This window comes from Bacteroidota bacterium (genome assembly GCA_016722565.1).
Taxonomy (GTDB): domain Bacteria; phylum Bacteroidota; class Bacteroidia; order 2-12-FULL-35-15; family 2-12-FULL-35-15; genus 2-12-FULL-35-15.
Window position 1 is genome coordinate 377379 of sequence record JADKIU010000007.1, and the last position, 20482, is coordinate 397860.

Below are 20482 nucleotides of genomic sequence, written 5' to 3' on the forward strand. Positions count from 1 at the left end.
CAAAAAGAAAAACCTCTGCATTCACAGAGGTTTTTCAATATCTATTTTAATGATTCTAAGAAGAATTATCTATTTCACAATGGTTACATGTCCTATGAATTGGTGGCGTTTACCTGCCCAATCCTTCAGCACAATTTTGTAAACATAAACATCTTCTTGAACAAGTTTTCCGGAATTATTTTTTGCTCCATTCCAACCTGTTTTCATATCTGTTGAACGGAAGATGCGTTCACCCCAACGATCGAAAATCATCATTTCGAAATTGTTTGGATCAATACCTTCGCCTTCCACCAAAAATACATCATTTAATCCATCACCATTTGGAGTAAATGCATTTGGTGCATACATCAAGTATACAGGGTTTACCGTTAAAAATTCCACTACTGTATCTTTACAACCATACATGTTTGTAATGGTTAATTCAACCGGATATACTCCTTCAGTAGTGTATGAATAAACTGGATTTTGTGCAATAGACGTTGCTCCCGGCTGGAATACCCAAGCCCAGTTGGTAATCGGACTTGCACTCGAGCTCATGTCATAAAAGTTTACAGTCGGTTCAATGATATCCACAGGATTCGGATTCATTGTAAATGCTGCAACCGGTCGAGCATGGATAGTTATCAAGTTCGTACTTACTACATTTTGAACACAACCAAGTGTATTGGTGTAGGTCATTGATACCGTATACACTCCAGTTGGATATTGATACGTAGGATTTGACAAATGTGATGTATCTGCAAAAGTAGTTAACACTCCGAAATCCCAATAAAATACACCACCCGGTTGATCTGTTGTACCAACAAAAGAAATCGTTGTTGGATCACAACCTTCCGTTGTATCTGTAGTAAATGAAATGACAGGTAATGCCACAACGGTTACTAATGCAGTATCATTTGTACCACATAGTCCAGGAATGGTATAGGTAATTGTATGAACCCCTGCACCTGCTGTTGCCGGATCAAATGTTCCAGTAGCAGCATTTGTAATTCCTGTACCGGTCCAAGTACCACCTGGTGAAGCAGCTACCATATTGAATGCTGGTGCACTGATACACATAGCACCTACATTGGTAATGGTTGCATTGTATACCGCTAAAACAGTAACAATTACAGTATCAACTGCAGGACATGGTCCCGAAATAGTATAGGTGATTGTATGCGTTCCAATACCTGCAATAGCCGGATTGAATGTTCCTAAACCTACGCTGGTAATACCAGTGCCTGTCCATGCACCACCAGCATCAACAGCTGTTAAATTGAAAGCTGGAGAAGCCACACAAAGCGGTCCAACAGGCGTAATGGTTGCATCAAAAACAGGATTTACAGTAACAATAACAGTATCTGTAGAAGGACAAGTTCCTGCAATATCATATTGAATGGTGAATGCACCAGCCGTTGTAGGATCAAATGTTCCTAGAGCGGTATTTGTAATTCCAGTCCCAGACCAAACTCCGCCCGGAGCTCCAGCAACTAAGTTGAATGGTGCAGTTCCTTCACATACCGCTGCAGGCTGTGTAATGGTTGCACTCGCGCTACCCAAGACTGTAATATTTAACGTATCAATATTATTACAAGGATTGTTGGTATAATAAGTAATCAAGTGTGTACCAGGTCCGGCAATAGCAGGATCAAATGTTCCAAGTGTTGGACTGGTAATTCCTGTTCCAAGCCATGTTCCACCTGTTGAATCGACAGCAAGTGCAAAGGCTGGAGTAGTTTGGCAGACCGGTGCTACCGGAACAATTACAGGATTATTACCTGTACTTGGTGTTACAAGAACCACAAATGTTAATGTAACTGGGTTTACACATGTATTTAATGGAGTTCCTGTTGCTGTATACGTTGTTGTAACAATAGGATTCGCAATAACAGATGGGCCAGTCGGTGGCGTTAAACCTGCTGTTGGTGTCCATGTCCAAGTATAATCTCCTACAATCGGACCAGTAATTGAAATAGGCACTGCCGAACCGCATGTTCTAACTGTGTCCACATATGGAGTACATACGGAAGGAGGAGATGTAGCCGATCCAGGATATGTAAAATACAATGAGTTGTTGATGGCATTGTTTGCTGAAGCAGCATCCAAAATTACCAAGAACTTAAATGTTTCTGTTGCTCCCGGAGCTAAATTGGTAATCTTATACGCCAAAGAAATAGCCTCATCTGCGGTGTTGGTTGAACCCGGTGCTTGTGTAAAGCCTACGTTGTTCCAAATATTGGATGCATCACGATTAGAGAAACCACCATAGGTTGCTCTCCAATTGGCACCAATTGCTGCAAATCCTAAATAGGAGTTCCATGGAGTTGCCTGAGTTGCTTGCACGTGTGCTAAGTTACATACCGAACTTGGTGGGTTGTCCACAATCGTATTTACAGTCGTAAATCCTGCACCAACCTCCTGATTATTATCTGGATCCACATTTCTGTAGTAATACAATTCAGGGATCATTGCACCTGTATTATTAGTAATGGATACGGTAGTTGTATAAAATAAATCGGTTTGCTGTAAAAAGTAGTTGATCTTAAAGTGAAGGTTTGTCCCTGAGGTTGCATCCCCTTCCCAATCTACATTGTAACAATTAAACACAGTGCTGTTTCCTGTAATTGCACCATTTATTTGTTGCAGGTAAGAACAGTTGTTTCCCGCCAAAGTGCCGGTAGCAGCTGAACCTGTTGTTCCGATTTCAAATCCCCAGCCGTTTTCCGGACTACCAGGAGTAAAAAAGTCACCATCGAATGCTGAACCTGCCCAAGCATTTAGCTGAGGATTGGCCACAAATCCAAATAAGTTATTTGCTGATCGCAAGTGCATACCTGCAGGAACAGGTGATGTTAAAACATCTACCCCTTCAAATCCGCCTATTCCGCGAATTCCATATTCAACACTTGTTCCTTTCACATAACCATCTGGTCCAACCATCGTGATTTGCGCTGTAGACAAGGCAACTTGAAAGAAAGAAAATACAGTTAAAGCTACTGCATTTAAAAACAATCGTTTATTTTTTTTGACTTTATTCATTGTAAAAAAGTGCTAAAACTGTTTCGGCTTAAAAAAATCTATCTGATTTAACATACAATAGACGATTAAATATCAGATATAGTTGCACAAAAGTAAGTTAAAATTGAATAAAATCTACAAATATCAAGGGGTAGTTAAAAGTATTATTAGGTTTCGAACCTATTGTTTTACAGATTGTTTTACAAAAAAGCCCCAAGGAAATTTCCGTGGGGCTTAAGATTCGTTTTTGAGGATAAAAATTAATGACGTTTCTGGAATAAGAAAGGATTCGCAGAGTTAAAACGAAGCATAATTTCCGGTCCACCTCTCAATGTACTTACTTTTGTTAAAGCAGAAGTATTGATATCGTAACTGAAACCAATCGCATATTGACCCATCTCAACCATCACATTTGCAATGATGGCATCTTTGTAACGATAATAAACACCTAAGCCAATAGAAGAACGTTTAATATAACCGGTGTATTTCGAGTCGTCTTTCAAATAATATTTCACCATTAAACCACCAATAATCTCGGTTGTTGGTCCTTGTTTTTGATAGATAAAACTAGGTGCAACACCTACATTAGAGCGAGGAATACCAATCAACAATTTTCCATGAACAACATATTTAGAAAATAATTTTTCATTTGTTCCCACTAAAAACTTTTGTTTTGGTTTGTTGATGTGAAACATGGCGAACCCTGCATCAGCTTTAATATGATTGTTTTCACCAATTGATGATTCTTCTTTAACATAATTCCACAATAAACCGGCTGCTACATCGGCATAAAAAAAGCTTCTGGAACCATACTGCTCCCCGTTTGCGATAGTTTGATCATAACCGGTAGAGCCGTTGTATTGATTAGAAAAAATAAGTTTCGAATAATCAATAGTTTTTTGAACACCACTTCCTTGTAACCCCAATGAAAAAGAAGAATGTTCTCCCCCTTTAATAAAAGTAGCAAAAGAAAGGTTCACCAAATTTGTTCCCATGTTTCCATCACCCGCTTTATCGCTGTAGAAAGAAAGTCCACCTGACAAACGATTGAACGACTTTTTAAACGTACGTGTTTTAAATGGATCCACTTTATCCCAGTTACTGGCTTTAAACTTCATATCGAAAGAAGCACCGAATGTTTTATAAGGAACAGTTACACTACGCCACTGATCTTTATAAATTACAGATGCTCTCATTACATATGAAGATCCTGTAAGAGCGGGGTTGAGTAAAGAAGGATTTTCATTGTATTGAGAAAAGTGTAAATCTTGCGAAAACACGTTTCCACCTACAATCAAAAAACCTCCTACTATTAAAATTACTTTTTTCATATATTCAATTTCTTCTTCCCTTTATTCTTTCAATAAACGCTTATCGCACAAGAGAAATGTTTCCTGTTCTGTTTGCTTCCACAACCCCAGTAGGGCTAATCGGTGTAGCACCAGCTGTTTCGTAAGTTGCTTTAATGAAGTAAACAAATACTGCAGGATCTAAGGCTTTACCTTTGTAAATACCATCCCAACAGAAATCCGGATCCGCTGATTCAAATACTTTTTCTCCCCAACGATCAAAAATCACGATGTTGAATTTTGAGATACAATCACCCCAACCATCTAAACAGAAGGCGTCATTCACACCGTCATTGTTCGGACTAAATGCATTTGGAACACCTAAGTTTCTGTTACTTGGACAAGGAATTTCAACATTCACTTTTACACAAGCACTATCAATACAACCCAATTCGGTTACAATTACACAGAATTCAGTTGTTTCAGGAGGAGTTGCAACAGTACTATCACAAGTTGGACAGCTTAAGTATGCACTAGGGCTCCATGAATAAGATGTTCCACCTGTTGCAAAAATCCAAGCGCCATCGCCAACCCAAATGGTTTGTTCTGGACCCATTAAAATAGATGGTAATGGATTAATGGTGAATGTTGCAGTACCTGTGCCTGCTGCATCACATGTTGCTGTATCCTGTGGAACTGTATAAGAAACCGTATACGTACCTGGAGTACTATTATTCACATCAATTACCCCTGTTGTTGGGTTGATAACTACACCTGAAGGTGAAGCTGAGAATATTCCTCCTGGTGTAAAGCCTGCTGCTAAAGTAGGAACTGCATCTGCAGTATCTGTTGCACAAACTGTAGGATAAGTGAAACCTAGTACTGGAATGATTTCTGGATTCACCACCAATGTAGTTGTACTCGATCCTGCCGGTCCGCAACCTGTTGCAGGGAATGAATATGTTATTGTATAAGTACCAGGAGAACTTGCAGACAAGTTAACGGCACCTGTTGTAGTACCAATAGATAATCCTGCAGGTGTTACACTGTATGAACCACCTGTAGTAAATCCTGGAACAGTTGTCAATGTAGGGTTAGCACCTGCAATACAAACTGGTGATGTATAGGATATACCTGTAGTTGGAGGAACTGTAGGGTTCACAACAACCAATTGTGTATCCACTGCAGTACAAGTACCAGCAATCGTATAGGTAACTGTAAACGTTCCTGCCAATGCCGGATCGAATAAACCTGTAGTCGGATTAATACATGTACCACATGTAGCAGACCATGTTCCACCTGTTGAGGCTGCCGTCATTGTATATGGTGCAGAACCTGCGCAAACCGCAGCCGGAGCTGTAATAGTTGGGTTTGAGCCGCTCACCGTAACCATCATGGTATCTGTTGAGTTACATGAATTAAGAGTTGTATAGGTTATTAAGTAAGTTCCAGCACCGGCAAGCGTTGGATTAAACACCCCGGTTGTTGCATTTAAACATGCACCACATGTAGGAGTGGAGGTCCAAGTACCACCAGCTGAATCGACTGCAAACGTGACCGGAGGATCCGAGACGCACATTGGTCCGACCGGGGTGATGTAAGGATTGCTTCCACCGCCCGGTGTAATCAAAACAACGAATGTTAACGATGCAGGAGTCACACACGAATTAAGCGGAGTTCCTGTTGCAATATAAGTAGTAGTTACTGATGGATTTGCAACTACAGAAGGACCTGTTGGTGGTGTTAAACCTGCAGTTGGTGTCCATGTCCAAGTATAATCTCCTACAATCGGACCGGTAATGGTAATAGGCACTGGTCCACCACACGTTCTAACTGTATCCACATAAGGAGTACAAACAGATGGAGGCGCAGTTCCAGAACCTGGATATGTAAAGTACAATGAGTTGTTAATCGCACCATTCGCAGCTGCTGCATCCAAAATGATTAAAAATTTGAATGTTTCTGTCGCTCCTGGAGCTAAATTGGTAATCTTATACGCCAATGAGATAGCCTCATCTGCGGTGTTTGTTGAACCTGGTGCTTGCGTAAAGCCAACGTTATTCCAAATATTGGACGCATCACGATTAGAGAAACCACCATAGGTTGCTCTCCAATTCGCACCAATTGCAGCAAATCCTAAATACGAGTTCCATGGTGTTGCCTGAGTTGCTTGAACGTGAGCCAAGTTACACAAAGAAGATGGAGGATTATCGACAATCGTATTTACAGTTGTAAATCCTGCACCAATCTCTTGGTTGTTATCCGGATCCACATTTCTGTAGTAATACAATTCAGGAATCATTGCTGATGTATTATTCGTAATCGATACAGTTGTTGTATAAAACAAATCCGTTTGTTGTAAAAAGTAGTTGATTTTAAAGTGAAGATTTGTTCCAGATGTTGCATCCCCTTCCCAATCCATGTTGTAACAGTTGAACACAGTACTGCTGCCGGTAATGGCACCATTTATTTGTTGTAAATACGAACAGTTATTTCCACCTAAAGTTCCTGTTGCAGCAGAACCGGTTGTTCCGATTTCAAATCCCCAACCGTTTTCCGGACTACCCGGGGTAAAAAAGTCACCATCGAATGCTGAACCTGCCCAAGCATTTAGCTGCGGGTTGGCCACAAATCCGAATAAGTTATTTGCCGAACGCAAGTGCATCGCTGCTGGAGGAGGAGACACCAAAGCATCAACACCTTCAAATCCGCCTAATCCACGAACACCAAACTCAATGCTTGTTCCTGCAACATAACCGTCCGGCCCTACCATTGTAATTTGAGCGTTTACATTCGTTTTAATAGCGCAGAATGCCAAAACCATTGCGCAACTAAGAAGAAATTTACTTTTTACCATTTTGTTTTATAATTTAATATTTCGACTATTCTATGTTTTTTTACTGATGAACGAGAGTATACATGCTGGTAGATGTCAAAAAACCATATATAGTTGCACGAAATTAAAATTTTATTTGCAAATCAGTGCATTTTTTTACAAGTTATTGTTTTTCAGCAATTTAACACAAAATCAAAACCAGCCATTCTACCCTGTTTTTAAGCTACAATTAAACTGAAACTTTTTCACGAAAAAGAAAACTTAAAAATGAATAAAACAGACGATTAATAAACAAGTATTTGGGGAATTTGTTCCCTATTTTAAAATGAGCCCGATTACTATTTTTATTCCTAAATATTTTGTGTACGTTTGTTCACGAAAAAACCGAAAATAATTTTATTCATTATGAGTAATACATCTGCAAATTTTATTCAATCATCACTCGGAAAAAAGCTATTAATGGGCTTAACAGGTCTGTTTTTGATTTCTTTTCTTGTTGTTCACGCAACATTGAACTCTTTTATTTTTGCCATGGATGGTGGCGAATTATTTAATCAAGGGGCACTTTTTATGGCAACCAACCCAATTATCCGCATCATGGAAATTGTGTTGTTTATCGGAATCGTTTTACACATCGTTCAAGCGTTAATTTTGACTTTGAAAAATCAAAAAGCTCGACCAGTAAAGTATGCTGTAACCGATGGCAAAGCAAATAGCAAATGGTATTCTCGCTCCATGGGAATTTTAGGTTCGTTACTGTTGATGTTTTTAGTTATTCACCTTTCTCATTTTTGGGTAGGCACGAAAGCAGCACAATTTGGAGGAACAATTCAAGAACACAATACTTATCTAGAAATTATTGAAGTATTTCACAATCCATTAAATGTTTTAGTGTATTTATTTGGTGTTATTTCTTTGGGATATCATTTAGCACATGGATTTCAATCTGCTTTTCAAACATTAGGACTCAATCATCCAAAATATACGCCTGTAATCAAAAAGTTGGGCCTTTGGTTTTCAATCATCATCACCATCGTTTTTGCTACAATGCCATTAACGGTGTTTTTTGGTTGTGTTAAATAAATCATCATTATTAGAATCGAAATTAGAATTTTCAAGATATGTCAAAATTAGATAGTAAAATTCCAGAAGGACCATTGGAGCAAAAATGGGAGAAATACAAATCTTCCGTTGCTCTTGTTAACCCTGCAAACAAAAGAAGTTTAGAAGTGATTGTTGTCGGTTCCGGATTAGCCGGTGCATCCGCAGCCTCTTCGCTTGCTGAAATGGGTTACAAAGTAAAAGTATTTTGTTTTCAAGATTCTGCCCGTAGAGCACACTCTATCGCTGCTCAAGGTGGTATCAATGCTGCAAAAAATTATCAGAACGATGGTGACAGCACCTATCGTTTGTTTTATGATACCATTAAAGGTGGTGACTACCGTGCCCGCGAAGCAAACGTATATCGTTTAGCATCTGTAAGTGCAAACATCATTGACCAATGTGTTGCAATGGGAGTTCCTTTGGCACGTGAATATGGCGGGATGTTGAGTAATCGATCTTTTGGTGGAACACAAGTACAACGTACCTTTTATGCAGCCGGACAAACCGGACAACAATTATTATTAGGAGCTTACAGTGGCTTACAACGTCAGGTAGGTTTAGGAACAGTAGAAATGTTTGCTCGTCATGAAATGTTAGATGTAGTAAACATTGATGGAAAATGCAGAGGAATCATTGCTCGCGATTTAATTTCCGGTAAGTTGGAACGTCATTTTGGTCATGCTGTTTTATTGTGTACCGGTGGCTACGGAAACGTATTTTATCTTTCCACCAATGCAATGGGCAGCAATGTAACCGCAGCATGGAAAGCACATAAAAAAGGAGCATTCTTCGGAAACCCTTGCTTCACACAAATTCATCCTACTTGTATTCCGGTTTCCGGAGATCACCAATCAAAATTGACATTGATGAGTGAATCGTTGCGTAACGATGGTAGAATTTGGGTTCCTAAAAAACAAGGTGATACACGCAAAGCAAATGAAATTCCGGAAGAAGAAAGAGATTATTATTTAGAGCGTAGATACCCGGCTTTCGGAAATCTTGTGCCTCGTGACGTTGCTTCACGTGCTGCAAAAGAGCGTTGTGATGCAGGTTACGGAGTAGGAGCTTCTAAAATGGCGGTATACTTAGATTACAAAGCAGCTATTGATCGTTACGGAAGAACACAAGCAAAAAAATTAAATATTTCAAACCCTACTACTGCTCAATTACGTGAATTCGGAAAACAAGTGGTAGAAGAAAAATACGGAAACTTGTTTGAGATGTACGAACAAATTACCGGAGAAAATCCATATGAAGTTCCGATGCGTATTTACCCTGCTGTGCATTACACAATGGGCGGATTATGGGTAGATTATAACTTGATGACAACCGTTCCGGGATTGTATGCATTGGGAGAAGCGAACTTCTCTGACCATGGCGCGAACCGCCTTGGAGCATCTGCATTGATGCAAGGTTTAGCGGATGGTTATTTTGTAATTCCTTATACTATCGGTGCTTACTTATCAAAAGAAATTGCGACAAAAGCAATTCCTACCGATCATGAAGCATTCGTAACTGCAGAAAAAGAATCACAAGCAATTATCGATAAATTATTCGCGATAAAAGGAACAAAATCTGTTGACCACTTCCACAAACGTTTAGGAAAAATTATGTGGGACAAATGCGGAATGGCTCGTAATGAAAAAGGATTAAAAGAAGCAATTGTTGAAATCCGTGCATTGCGTGAAGAATTCTGGAAAGATGTTCGTGTACCGGGATCAGCAAATGACTTTAACCCTGAATTGGAAAAAGCAGGTAGAGTTGCTGATTTTATTGAGCTTGGCGAATTGATGTGTATGGATGCATTAAACCGTTCTGAATCTTGTGGTGGTCACTTCCGTGAAGAATCACAAACAGAAGAAGGTGAAGCATTGCGTAAAGATGAAGAGTTTGCATACGTTGCTGCTTGGGAAAACAAAGGCAATCATACGTATGAACTGCATAAAGAAGAATTGAAATTTGAAGCAATTAAAATTGCTGCTCGTTCATACAAATAATAGAATTTAAATTTTCAAAATATGAGTGGAAACATGAATTTGACGTTAAAAATTTGGCGTCAGAAAAACGACAAAGAAAAAGGAAAATTAGTTACGTATCCTGTGAAAGATATTTCTCCGGACATGTCCTTCCTTGAAATGTTTGACGTTTTAAACGAAGAGTTAATCAACAAAGGTGAAGAACCTATTGCATTCGATCACGATTGTCGCGAAGGAATTTGCGGAATGTGTAGCATGTTCATCAATGGTCGTCCACACGGACCAAAGCGTGGTGTTACTACTTGTCAGTTACACATGCGTTCATTCAAAAATGGGGATACCATTGTTGTTGAACCATGGAGAGCAGCTGCATTTCCGGTGATTAAAGATTTAACTGTTGACCGTTCTGCATTTGATAGAATCATAGCGAAAGGTGGATTTATTTCTGTAAACACAGGAAACGCACAAGACGCCAACAACATTCCTATTCCAAAACCGGATGCGGATGCTTCATTTGAAGCGGCTGCTTGTATTGGTTGCGGTGCTTGTGTGGCTACCTGCAAAAATTCATCTGCGATGTTATTCGTTTCTGCAAAAGTTTCTCAATTGGCTTTATTACCTCAAGGGAAAGTGGAAGCAACTACACGTGTTAAAAACATGGTCGCGCAAATGGATGAAGAAGGATTTGGAAATTGTACCAACACCGGTGCTTGCGAAGTAGAATGCCCAAAAGGAATTTCTTTAGAAAACATTGCTCGCATGAACCGTGAATTTTTTGTTGCGAATATGAAATCATAAATTAATTACCTGTTCTATAAAAAAACCAATTCTTTTAATTAAGAATTGGTTTTTTAATTTATACTACATTTACAGCATGAAACTAATCATCAGATTAATTATTTTCATTTTTGCTTTTCTAATTTACGGTTGTTTTAACCCGTTAAAGAAAAAGCCTCAGCTACCTCAATCAGTTGATTATACAGTTGTTTCCAGAACACCCGACTTCAACAAAAAAAACACTTCGCTTACGATTGATACTATAAACAATCTCATGATTGTTAGACTTATTGTAAATCCTGCAAAAAAATTACCTTATCCGATTAATACAAAAGACAAGGACACATTGGATCAAACCGCTTTCAATTTTGATTTTTATCAAAACGGTAAAATCATTTTATCGGATTACAAAAAAAACAAAAATACACTTCGCTGGCAAACAGATAGCTCCGAAACAAGCAACTACCTTCGCTTTGTATCGGACACGCTTTATTTAACAACCTCGAATGAAATTACGTATGAAATCCCTTTTCATGTTTTTCACAACTTAAAACAAGGCAAACAAACCATTGAACTCCGCATTTGGCAAAATACGTTTAAGGGAAACGGACATGAAATCAAAACAGCTGACAACCGTTACAATTATTGCAACTATGCCACAAAATGCATTTTTGATGCGCGAGTAAAATTTGATGTGATAATTCCACCCATTTATAAAAGTTCTGTTTACGGATTTGGATTGCAATTAAAAAATGATTCCACGTTCTCTCCGGCAGGAATGGACAACACCATTTGGAACAGCAGTTATCCGGATATCTATTGGACACTTTATTATCCAACAGAGCAATTTTATGCGCAAACAAGTTATCAAAAATCAACGGATGTTTATACCGACTCTGACACGTTTGATTTATATCACTATTATTTAAACGACAGCATCGGCATTGGAGTATACGACCATGATGACCTATCTCGAGATGATGGATTGGGTTATTGGACTGGCCCAATCGACTTTTTAAACAGAGAACCCCGCAGACGAATTAGCTTTGGAAATGTGGCGTGGTTTGATATGAAAGTTGGAAAAGCAAAGATGGTGAACTAAAAAGCCACAGATTCTATTTTGTGAATCTGTGGCTCAAACTTTTATAATAAAATATTATTTCTTCTCTACAGGAAATCCTTTTTGCAACCACTCCGACAATCCTTTTTCAAGTGTGTATACTCTTTTGAAACCTGATTTTTCCATGTATGCTGCTGCTTCCGAACTTCTTCCACCACCTGCACAATAGATGTAATACGTTTTGTTTTTATCCAATTTATCAATTTGCTTTTCAGAATCTTTCGCCAAATAATCCAACTGAATAGCCCCTTTGATGAATCCTTTTTTCTCTAACTCTTCCGTTGTTCTTAAATCGATGATGGTTCCGTTTTTATCATTTTCGATAATTGCTTTGAATCGCTCCGAAGAAAGATTAGTAACAACAGGGTTTTGAGCTTTACTGATACTTGCGAATGACACAAGCGCTACAAATAATAGGATTAGTTTTTTCATGTTCGTTTTGTTTGTTAAAGATTTATATTACGGCAGGTACTACCAATTTTATGCCAGTTGCTTTTATTTTACCCATTCCACCCAACACATTCGTGATTTTTTTAAACCCTTTTTGTTTCATAATGGAAGCAGCCATCATTGAACGATACCCTCCTGCACAATGAATGGTGTAATGTTTATTTTTATCCAAGTTGTCCAATTCATTTTGTAATTGCGACAAACAAATGTGGTTTGCATTTTCAATCATACCGCCTTCAACCTCACCCAATTTTCTTACGTCCAATACATTCGAATCGGTATTCAACTCTGCAACAAATTTTTCAGCAGAAATGCTCTCAATCGTATCCATCTTTTTTCCTGCATTTTCCCAAGCAGCCATTCCGCCATTCAAATATCCTTTCACGTTTTCATAACCTACACGTGCCAAACGCAATACCGCTTCCGCTTCTTTTCCTTCATCCGTTACTAACACTAAATTAGCTTTTGTATCTACCAATGCTCCAACCCAAGGAGCGTATTGTCCGTTTAAACCAATATTAATTGCATTGGGAACATATCCTTTTTCAAAATCATCCGGTGAACGCACGTCCAACACCAATGCACCTTTTGAAATTTCTGTTTCTACTTCTTCTACTGAAAGTGCTTTTGTATTATTTTTTAAAACGTCATCAATACTGGAATACCCTTCTTTGTTCAATTTTGCATCCCAAGCAAAATATTGAGGAGCAGCAGACAAGCCTTCAGTAACAGCTTTGATGAATTCATGTTTGCTCATGTCTTGCATCGCATAATTCAATTGTTTTTGCGTACCGATGGTAGAAAATGTTTCTTTCCCGATATTTTTTCCGCAAGACGAACCGGCACCATGTCCGGGATACACAACCACATCATCCGCAAGTGTTTTTATTTTTGTATTGAGTGAATCGTATAACATCCCTGCAAGATCATCAATCGTTAAATCACTTTTAATTGCTAAATCCGGGCGACCTACATCCCCAACAAACAAAGTATCTCCGGTAAAGACGGAATGATTCTTTCCATTTTCATCTATCAATAAAAAGCAAGACGATTCCATGGTATGTCCGGGTGTGTGCAATACTTTTAACTTCACACTTCCTACAGTAAACACTTCTTCATCTTTTGCTACAATGGTATCGTAACCTGTTTTTGCTGTAGGTCCGAATACAATAGATGCATTTGTTTTACGCGCCAAATCCACATGTCCGGATACAAAATCCGCATGAAAATGCGTTTCAAACACATATTTGATTTTAGCATTTCGTTTGTTTGCTAATTCAATATATGGTTCTGTTTCGCGCAAAGGATCAATGATTGCTACTTCACCATCCGATTCGATGTAATATGCTGCTTCAGCTAAACATCCTGTATAAAGTTGTTCGATGTACATGTTTATATAATTTTACCCCGAAGGGACTCCTAATTACAAAGGTATTAAATAATCTGCGTATGTTTAACTTAAACAAATTAGCTAAAAAAAAGTTCCATGCTGATGATGTAAACACCCATAACCAGGATGAACCAGCCGAATCCGGGTTTTAGTTTTGCACTGCTGATGTACTTTGAAAGGTAACTTCCTAAGATGATTCCACCGATAGCAAATCCGGAGAAAATCAAAATAAATTTCCAATCAAATTGATGCGTTCCAAAATCACTCAAAAAACCAACAGCTGAATTAATTGCAATAATCGCCAAGGATGTTCCAACTGCTTTTTTCATTGGTAATTTCGCCAATACTACTAATGCCGGAATAATTAAAAAACCGCCTCCGGCACCAACCAATCCAACCAATGTTCCCACCAGAATTCCTTGCTGAAAAATTAGAAAATAACGGTATTGTTCATTGTTATGTTTATGCAAGTCGATGCGCACCGAGGATGGCTTTCGAATCATTGTATAGGATGCAATAATCATGAGCACCGCCAACAAAATCATCAAAGCCGCACTTTTTGTGATCTCCAAAGAACCGATTGAGAATAAATGATCCGGAATTTTATGAAGTAAATATTTTCTTGTAAAAAAAATGCTGATCACAGATGGTATTCCGAATACCAGCATGGTGCGCAAACAAATCAAATTGTTTTTTAAATAACGCAATCCGCCAATCAAAGCCGAAACACCTACAATAAATAAGGAATACGAAGTAGCATGCACCGGTTCAATACCGATAAGATATACTAAAACAGGAATGGTGAGAATTGAGCCACCTGCACCAATCACCCCTAATAATATGCCAATTAAAATTGCCGCGAAATACCCTAAATACTCCATTCAACTAAAGTGGGAAATTTTAACAAAATTACCTGCTATTTTGCCCGAATACTTATGAACTCTTTTCCACTATTAGGAATTGAAAGGGGTATTTTGGAGATTCCTCAAAATGGCTTCTAATGAAGACTTGGATGAAGACGCTAGAGACCCTTATTTCTATGGGTATTTAAGACTCCGATTTCATTGCATCGAAGTCAAGTGTAAATAAAAAGCCCCGACAGGTTAGTATCGGGGCGGGTATTTTTAAGTGATATATTTCTATTGGAAGGCGTTAATGCCGGTTACATCCATACCGGTAATCAACAAATGGATATCGTGTGTTCCTTCATATGTTACAACCGATTCCAAATTCATCATGTGACGCATAATTGGATATTCACCGGTAATACCCATTCCACCGTGAATCTGACGGGCTTCACGTGCAATTTGCAAAGCCATGTTCACATTGTTACGTTTGCTCATTGAGATTTGAGCTGGAGTAGCACGGTTTTCGTTTTTCAAAACCCCTAATCTCCAGGTTAATAACTGTGCTTTGGTAATTTCGGTAATCATCTCCGCCAACTTCTTTTGTGTCAACTGGAAACCTGCAATTGGTTTACCGAATTGGATACGCTCTTTCGAGTAACGCAATGCCGAATCATAACAATCCATAGCTGCACCAATTGCACCCCAAGCAATACCATAACGTGCTGAATTTAAGCAACCTAATGGCCCTTTTAATCCTTTTATGGTAGGGAAAATGTTTTCTTTCGGAACTTTTACATTGTCAAATACCAATTCTCCGGTAGCGCTTGCACGCAAGCTCCATTTACCATGTGTTTCCGGTGTTGTAAATCCAGCCATTCCTCTTTCAACAACCAATCCACGAATATCACCAGCTTCATCTTTTGCCCACACTACTGCGATATCCGCGAAAGGAGCATTTGAAATCCACATTTTTGCGCCATTCAATAAATAATGGTCGCCTTTATCTTTAATATTGGTAATCATTCCGGAAGGATTTGAACCATGATCCGGTTCGGTTAATCCAAAACAACCCATCATTTCACCACTTGCCAACTTCGGAAGGTATTTCATGCGCTGCTCCTCGGTTCCGTATGTATAAATTGGATACATCACCAACGAACTTTGAACAGAAGCAGTTGAACGCAAACCACTGTCGCCACGCTCTAACTCTTGCATAATTAAACCATACGAAATTTGATCCAAGCCTGCTCCACCATATTTGGTAGGAATATACGGACCAAATGCACCAACTTCCGCCAAACCTTTGATCCATTGTTTTGGAAAAGTGGTTGTTTGACATGCTTCTTCCACAATTGGAGAAACCTCTTTCTTCACCCATGCACGTGCTGTTTCACGGATTAATTTATGTTCATCGGTTAATAACTCATCCATTAAATAATAATCGTGAGCTTCAAATCTATCTGTTGCCATTGTAAATAATTTTAATTTTTTTGCGAGACAAAAGTAAGTAAATATATTATATAAAATTGAGTTTTTAGATGAATAGGAAGTCTTCGCTCCTATTGGTGTTTAGCATAGGAACGCAGATTTTTTAAGATTTTTATGTTTCAAGGTTATGATTTTTTCTGTGTGTATTTATAATATTTCCTTTTTAGTCAAATCACAATGAATCACAATCGCCTAAGGCGATTAAAAATCTTTTTTTATCATAAAAGATCTGCGGGAATCTGCGTTCCCATTGAATCACCATTAATCACAGAATGCCTGTCCCAAAACGCAACATCTTCCAATTATATCCGTTAGACAATATATTGTTGAAAACGTTTGTTAAAAAGTTTGCAAATACCATGTAGGAAAGGTACCTTAGAAAAGTATTTTTATAAAAAATAAAACTCGCGCATTTTGAACAGACTCTCTAATAGCTCTCTATTTTATTCAAAAGCTTTATTTATAAGCCTTTTGATACTATCCAATTTTATCAATGCACAAACAACCGTAAAAAATGTTCCGGTTGTAGAAAAATATGTGGTGGGTTACAACGATGTCACCAAGATGAAATTTATTGATGATGCGACTTTATATAGCGAAGGATGGCATAATTTACCACAGCCACAATTTTGGCAACAAATTATGAATCTTCCGCCTGATTCAGCAATGATTAGTGTTGCCGGAACGCGCCAAATGCTTACTAAAGTTTCTACCAAAGTATGGAACAAACAAAGCGACCTACAAAAGAATAGTTATAGAGATAGTATTCGTAAAGCTCACAACATTGCCGACAGCGTAAGTATCTTAGTGACCATCGGGAAAAAAGATTTTTATGAATTTAAAAAAGTAATGCCGACTATCAACCGTTCCATTGATGTATTTAAACAAAACGGTGTAGATCCTTGGTATGCGCAAGCGATTTTGTTGATTGAGAGTCCGGGTAAAATGAATACCAAATCTACTGTTGGCGCAAATGGTCCGTTTCAATTAATGAAAGCTGTTGCACGCAAACAAGGATTAATCGTGAACAGTCAAATTGACGAACGCACCAACATCGAGAAATCGGCATTGGGTGCTTCACGTTTGTTGAGCAGAATTTGTATTCCTTATACCAAAGCCATGTTGGACAGTGCACATGTTACGTATAACGAAACTGATTTATGGTTCCGACTTTTAGTATTACACTCGTATCATGCAGGAGCAGGCAATGTAGCCGGTGTTATCCGTAAAATCAATCCTTGTGAAGGTGGGATGCAATTGATACAAACCGTTTGGCAAACATCGTATGGCGGATTTAAAAATGCTTCCCAAAATTATTCGCAATTGGCATTGGCAGCATTCTGTAATTTCGATCAGATGATTATGCAAAATAAAGATTCTGTTTATTTGATTGATGGAGATAGAATGTATAACTCCTACATGGCTTGCAAATGTGCGCCTTATGATGAATGTTCATATTTAGGAAATTGCATTACCAAATACGAACATGATTTTATTGATGGTGTTATTCCATTCGATTATTTTATGTCGAAAGTAAAATCGGTTGAAACAGAATTAAGTGGATTAACTCCTTTTAAATATCCGTATAACGATGAGCACATCAATGATATCGGATTTAAATTATTAAAGGCACGCAAAACCGAGGAGGCACATAAACTGTTTAAACATACCGAATCGCAATATCCTGACTCGTGGGCAGTTTACCATGGATTGGGTGAAACGTATCGTTTAATGGGACAAAAAGAGCTGGCACTCAGCAACTACAAAAAATCGCTGAAAATCAATCCCAATAACGAGGATAGCCAGCGTGCCATGGCCAAATTGATGGCGAAACCGGCCAAAAAATAAGCCTCCTTTCTTAAGCATTTTTTTCGTAAATTAGCGTTCCGTTTGATGGGATTACTTTGTCAGATTGGAACGCAGCGAGAAAACGATTCTGTCAAAGAAGAAGTTTCAAAAAAGAAAAAAAACAACATCGTAGTAAAAACAAAATATATCTCTCCTCCCGATAGCTATCGGGATCGGTCGAGATGACAAGTAAAGGAATAAATATTATTCATTGATACACAAAGAAGACATAGACAAAATTTTTGAAGCTGCTCGTGTAGAAGAAGTGGTTGCGGATTATGTTTCGTTAAAAAAACGCGGAGCAAATTTAATCGGCTGCTGCCCGTTTCACAATGAGAAAACGCCTTCTTTTTATGTTTCTCCTGCCAAAGGCATTTACAAATGTTTTGGTTGCGGAAAAGGTGGCAATGCCATCAACTTTATCATGGATCATGATAAAATGACGTATCCGGATGCCTTGCGTTTTCTTGCAAAAAAATACAATATTGAAATAAAAGAAGAGGAACAAACTCCTGAACAAATTCAGCACAACAACGACAGAGAAAGCTTGTTGGTTGTTTCTTCCTTCGCACAAAAACATTTTTCCGAAAATTTATACAATACCGATGAAGGAAAATCCATCGGCTTAGGATATTTTAAAGAACGCGGATTGCGAGAAGACATCATCCAAAAGTTTCAATTAGGATATAGCATCAATCAGCGAAATGCATTTACTGAAATTGCGGTAGCAACCGGTTATAAAATGGAATACCTTGTTAAATCAGGTTTAACCATTGAATATAAAAATGAAGCAGAAATAAATGCGGAGACCGGAGAAATTATTAAACCCGAAGAAACCAAACACCTCGATCGTTTTTGGGGAAGAGTAATGTTTCCGATTCACAACCAAAGCGGACGGGTCATTGCATTTGGCGGAAGAACCTTGCGTACCGATGCTAAAACATCGAAATACGTTAATTCTCCTGAAACGGAAATTTATCATAAGAGTGATGTGTTATACGGATTGTATCATTCGAAAAATGCCATCATTAAAGAAAAATTCTGCTTCCTCGTTGAAGGCTATATGGATGTGATTGCCATGCATCAAGCAGGAGTTGAAAATGTTGTTGCAAGTAGCGGAACAGCATTAACAGCAGGACAAATAAAATCGATTGAACGATTTACAAAAGATGTAATTATTTCCTATGACGGGGATAAAGCCGGTATAGAAGCGGCAATCAAAGGAATCAATCTTTTGCTGGAAGAAGGTTTAAATGTAAAAGTATTGCTTTTCCCTGACGGAGATGATCCGGATTCGTATTCTAAAAAAGTAAGTACGCAGGAACTGAAAGATTTTATCGTTAACAATGCGCAGAATTTTATTTCTTACATAGCAAGTATTGAAGCGTCAAAAAATCCAAACAATGACCCTTTAAAGAAAGCGGAAGCCATCAAGAAAATTGTGAACACCATTGCTCTTGTTCCGGATGCGATTTACCGTTCCATCTATGTGAAAGAGTGCAGCCGTATTATGGAAGTGGATGAGCAAATTTTGTTGAGTGAATTAAATAAAATTCGCAGCAAAAATTTTAACGATAAGAGAGGCCAACCGACACAACAGCAACAACATTCGGAATTAGAAGAACTTATCCTACCTGAAAAGAAAGAACATTCTATTGCGGATGCTGAACATCAGGAACGCGATATTATTCGTTTATTAATCAACTATGGTGGCGAACATGTGACCATCGACAGTCAGGATGAAGCAGGTGAAGACATACAAGTAGAAGTTTCAGTAGCTTATTTGCTGGTTCACGAATTACAAAGCGACAACATTGTCATCGACAATTTATTATACAACAGTGTATTCAATGAATTTGCACAACACTTGGAAAAAGATGTAGTGCCCGACACGAATTATTTTATCAGTCATGAAAATGCAGCCATCTGTTCACTCACCATCGATTTGATCAGTAGTCCGTATACCCTTTCTAACTGGGAGCAGCATGGCATTTATCCTACTCAAGAATCCAGTGTATTAAAGCGTTCGATTTACAATGCAATTTATGCATTGAAGAGCCGTAAGATTGAAATGATGATTCATGACAATCAAAAGCGTTTAAAAGAAAACCCACCCGAAGAAGAAATGTTGACCTTGATGCAAACCCAACAATCGTTATTAGAAGCAAAAAAAGTTTTTAATAATATGTTGGGGAGGATTGTGGTGAAGTAGAACGCAGAATGTCTCGATGCAGATATTGAAGAATGGAAAAAATGACAAAAACGAATCTTTACTGTTGTCAATAAAAATAGCACCTACAATTATTAGCGTTTCTGAGCATCGAATAGTTTACGAAAAATTCATTTGTTACTTGAA

General features: G+C 38.3%; 13 protein-coding genes. 6 read left to right on the top strand and 7 right to left on the bottom strand.

Translation table 11 applies throughout. The annotated features are described in order from the left end of the window. Positions 1-69: 69 nt before the first annotated feature. From IPP64_16505 to IPP64_16515, 3 genes are all read right to left on the bottom strand, one after another. Positions 70-3021: a gliding motility-associated C-terminal domain-containing protein gene (locus IPP64_16505; GenBank protein ID MBL0330962.1), complete on the bottom strand. Its 2952-nt coding sequence runs from the start codon at positions 3019-3021 to the stop codon at positions 70-72. Between the two features lie 239 nt (positions 3022-3260). Continuing rightward, positions 3261-4331 carry a PorP/SprF family type IX secretion system membrane protein gene (locus IPP64_16510; GenBank protein MBL0330963.1) on the bottom strand — a complete coding sequence of 357 codons (1071 nt, stop codon included), beginning with the start codon at positions 4329-4331 and terminating at the stop codon, positions 3261-3263. 40 nt (positions 4332-4371) lie between these two features. Next, complete coding sequence (locus IPP64_16515) at positions 4372-7146, bottom strand: gliding motility-associated C-terminal domain-containing protein (protein MBL0330964.1); 2775 nt, start codon at positions 7144-7146, stop codon at positions 4372-4374. 384 nt (positions 7147-7530) lie between these two features. Here IPP64_16515 and IPP64_16520 point away from each other — a divergent pair, with 384 nt between their 5' ends. The 4 genes from IPP64_16520 to IPP64_16535 all read left to right on the top strand — a co-directional run bounded on the left by IPP64_16520 (position 7531) and on the right by IPP64_16535 (position 12084). After that, the gene (locus tag IPP64_16520) at positions 7531-8208 is read left to right on the top strand and encodes a succinate dehydrogenase cytochrome b subunit (GenBank protein ID MBL0330965.1); all 678 of its coding nucleotides are present in this window, start codon (positions 7531-7533) and stop codon (positions 8206-8208) included. Between the two features lie 38 nt (positions 8209-8246). Continuing rightward, the gene (locus IPP64_16525) at positions 8247-10226 is read left to right on the top strand and encodes a fumarate reductase/succinate dehydrogenase flavoprotein subunit (GenBank protein ID MBL0330966.1); all 1980 of its coding nucleotides are present in this window, start codon (positions 8247-8249) and stop codon (positions 10224-10226) included. A gap of 33 nt (positions 10227-10259) precedes the next feature. Beyond that, positions 10260-11003 (top strand): succinate dehydrogenase/fumarate reductase iron-sulfur subunit, encoded by a 744-nt coding sequence (locus IPP64_16530; protein MBL0330967.1) that lies wholly within the window; start codon positions 10260-10262, stop codon positions 11001-11003. A gap of 76 nt (positions 11004-11079) precedes the next feature. After that, positions 11080-12084: a hypothetical protein gene (locus tag IPP64_16535; GenBank protein MBL0330968.1), complete on the top strand. Its 1005-nt coding sequence runs from the start codon at positions 11080-11082 to the stop codon at positions 12082-12084. 54 nt (positions 12085-12138) lie between these two features. Here the strand turns inward: IPP64_16535 and IPP64_16540 are convergent, their stop codons facing one another. The 4 genes from IPP64_16540 to IPP64_16555 form a co-directional block, all read right to left on the bottom strand. Continuing rightward, positions 12139-12534 carry a rhodanese-like domain-containing protein gene (locus IPP64_16540; protein MBL0330969.1) on the bottom strand — a complete coding sequence of 132 codons (396 nt, stop codon included), beginning with the start codon at positions 12532-12534 and terminating at the stop codon, positions 12139-12141. A 22-nt stretch (positions 12535-12556) separates the two neighbouring features. Next, positions 12557-13942: an MBL fold metallo-hydrolase gene (locus IPP64_16545; GenBank protein ID MBL0330970.1), complete on the bottom strand. Its 1386-nt coding sequence runs from the start codon at positions 13940-13942 to the stop codon at positions 12557-12559. Positions 13943-14019: 77 nt separating this feature from the next. Beyond that, positions 14020-14823, bottom strand: coding sequence for a sulfite exporter TauE/SafE family protein (locus IPP64_16550; protein MBL0330971.1), 804 nt, complete (start codon positions 14821-14823; stop codon positions 14020-14022). A 258-nt stretch (positions 14824-15081) separates the two neighbouring features. Further along, complete coding sequence (locus IPP64_16555) at positions 15082-16260, bottom strand: acyl-CoA dehydrogenase family protein (GenBank protein MBL0330972.1); 1179 nt, start codon at positions 16258-16260, stop codon at positions 15082-15084. Positions 16261-16749: 489 nt separating this feature from the next. Between IPP64_16555 and IPP64_16560 the strand changes: the two genes are divergently transcribed. Both IPP64_16560 and dnaG read left to right on the top strand, forming a co-directional pair. Then, a complete protein-coding gene (locus IPP64_16560) occupies positions 16750-18126 on the top strand; it encodes a transglycosylase SLT domain-containing protein (protein MBL0330973.1) in 1377 nt (458 codons plus the stop codon). Between the two features lie 211 nt (positions 18127-18337). Then, positions 18338-20338, top strand: a complete 2001-nt coding sequence (gene dnaG / locus IPP64_16565; GenBank protein MBL0330974.1) for a DNA primase — start codon at positions 18338-18340, stop codon at positions 20336-20338. Positions 20339-20482 lie beyond the last annotated feature (144 nt).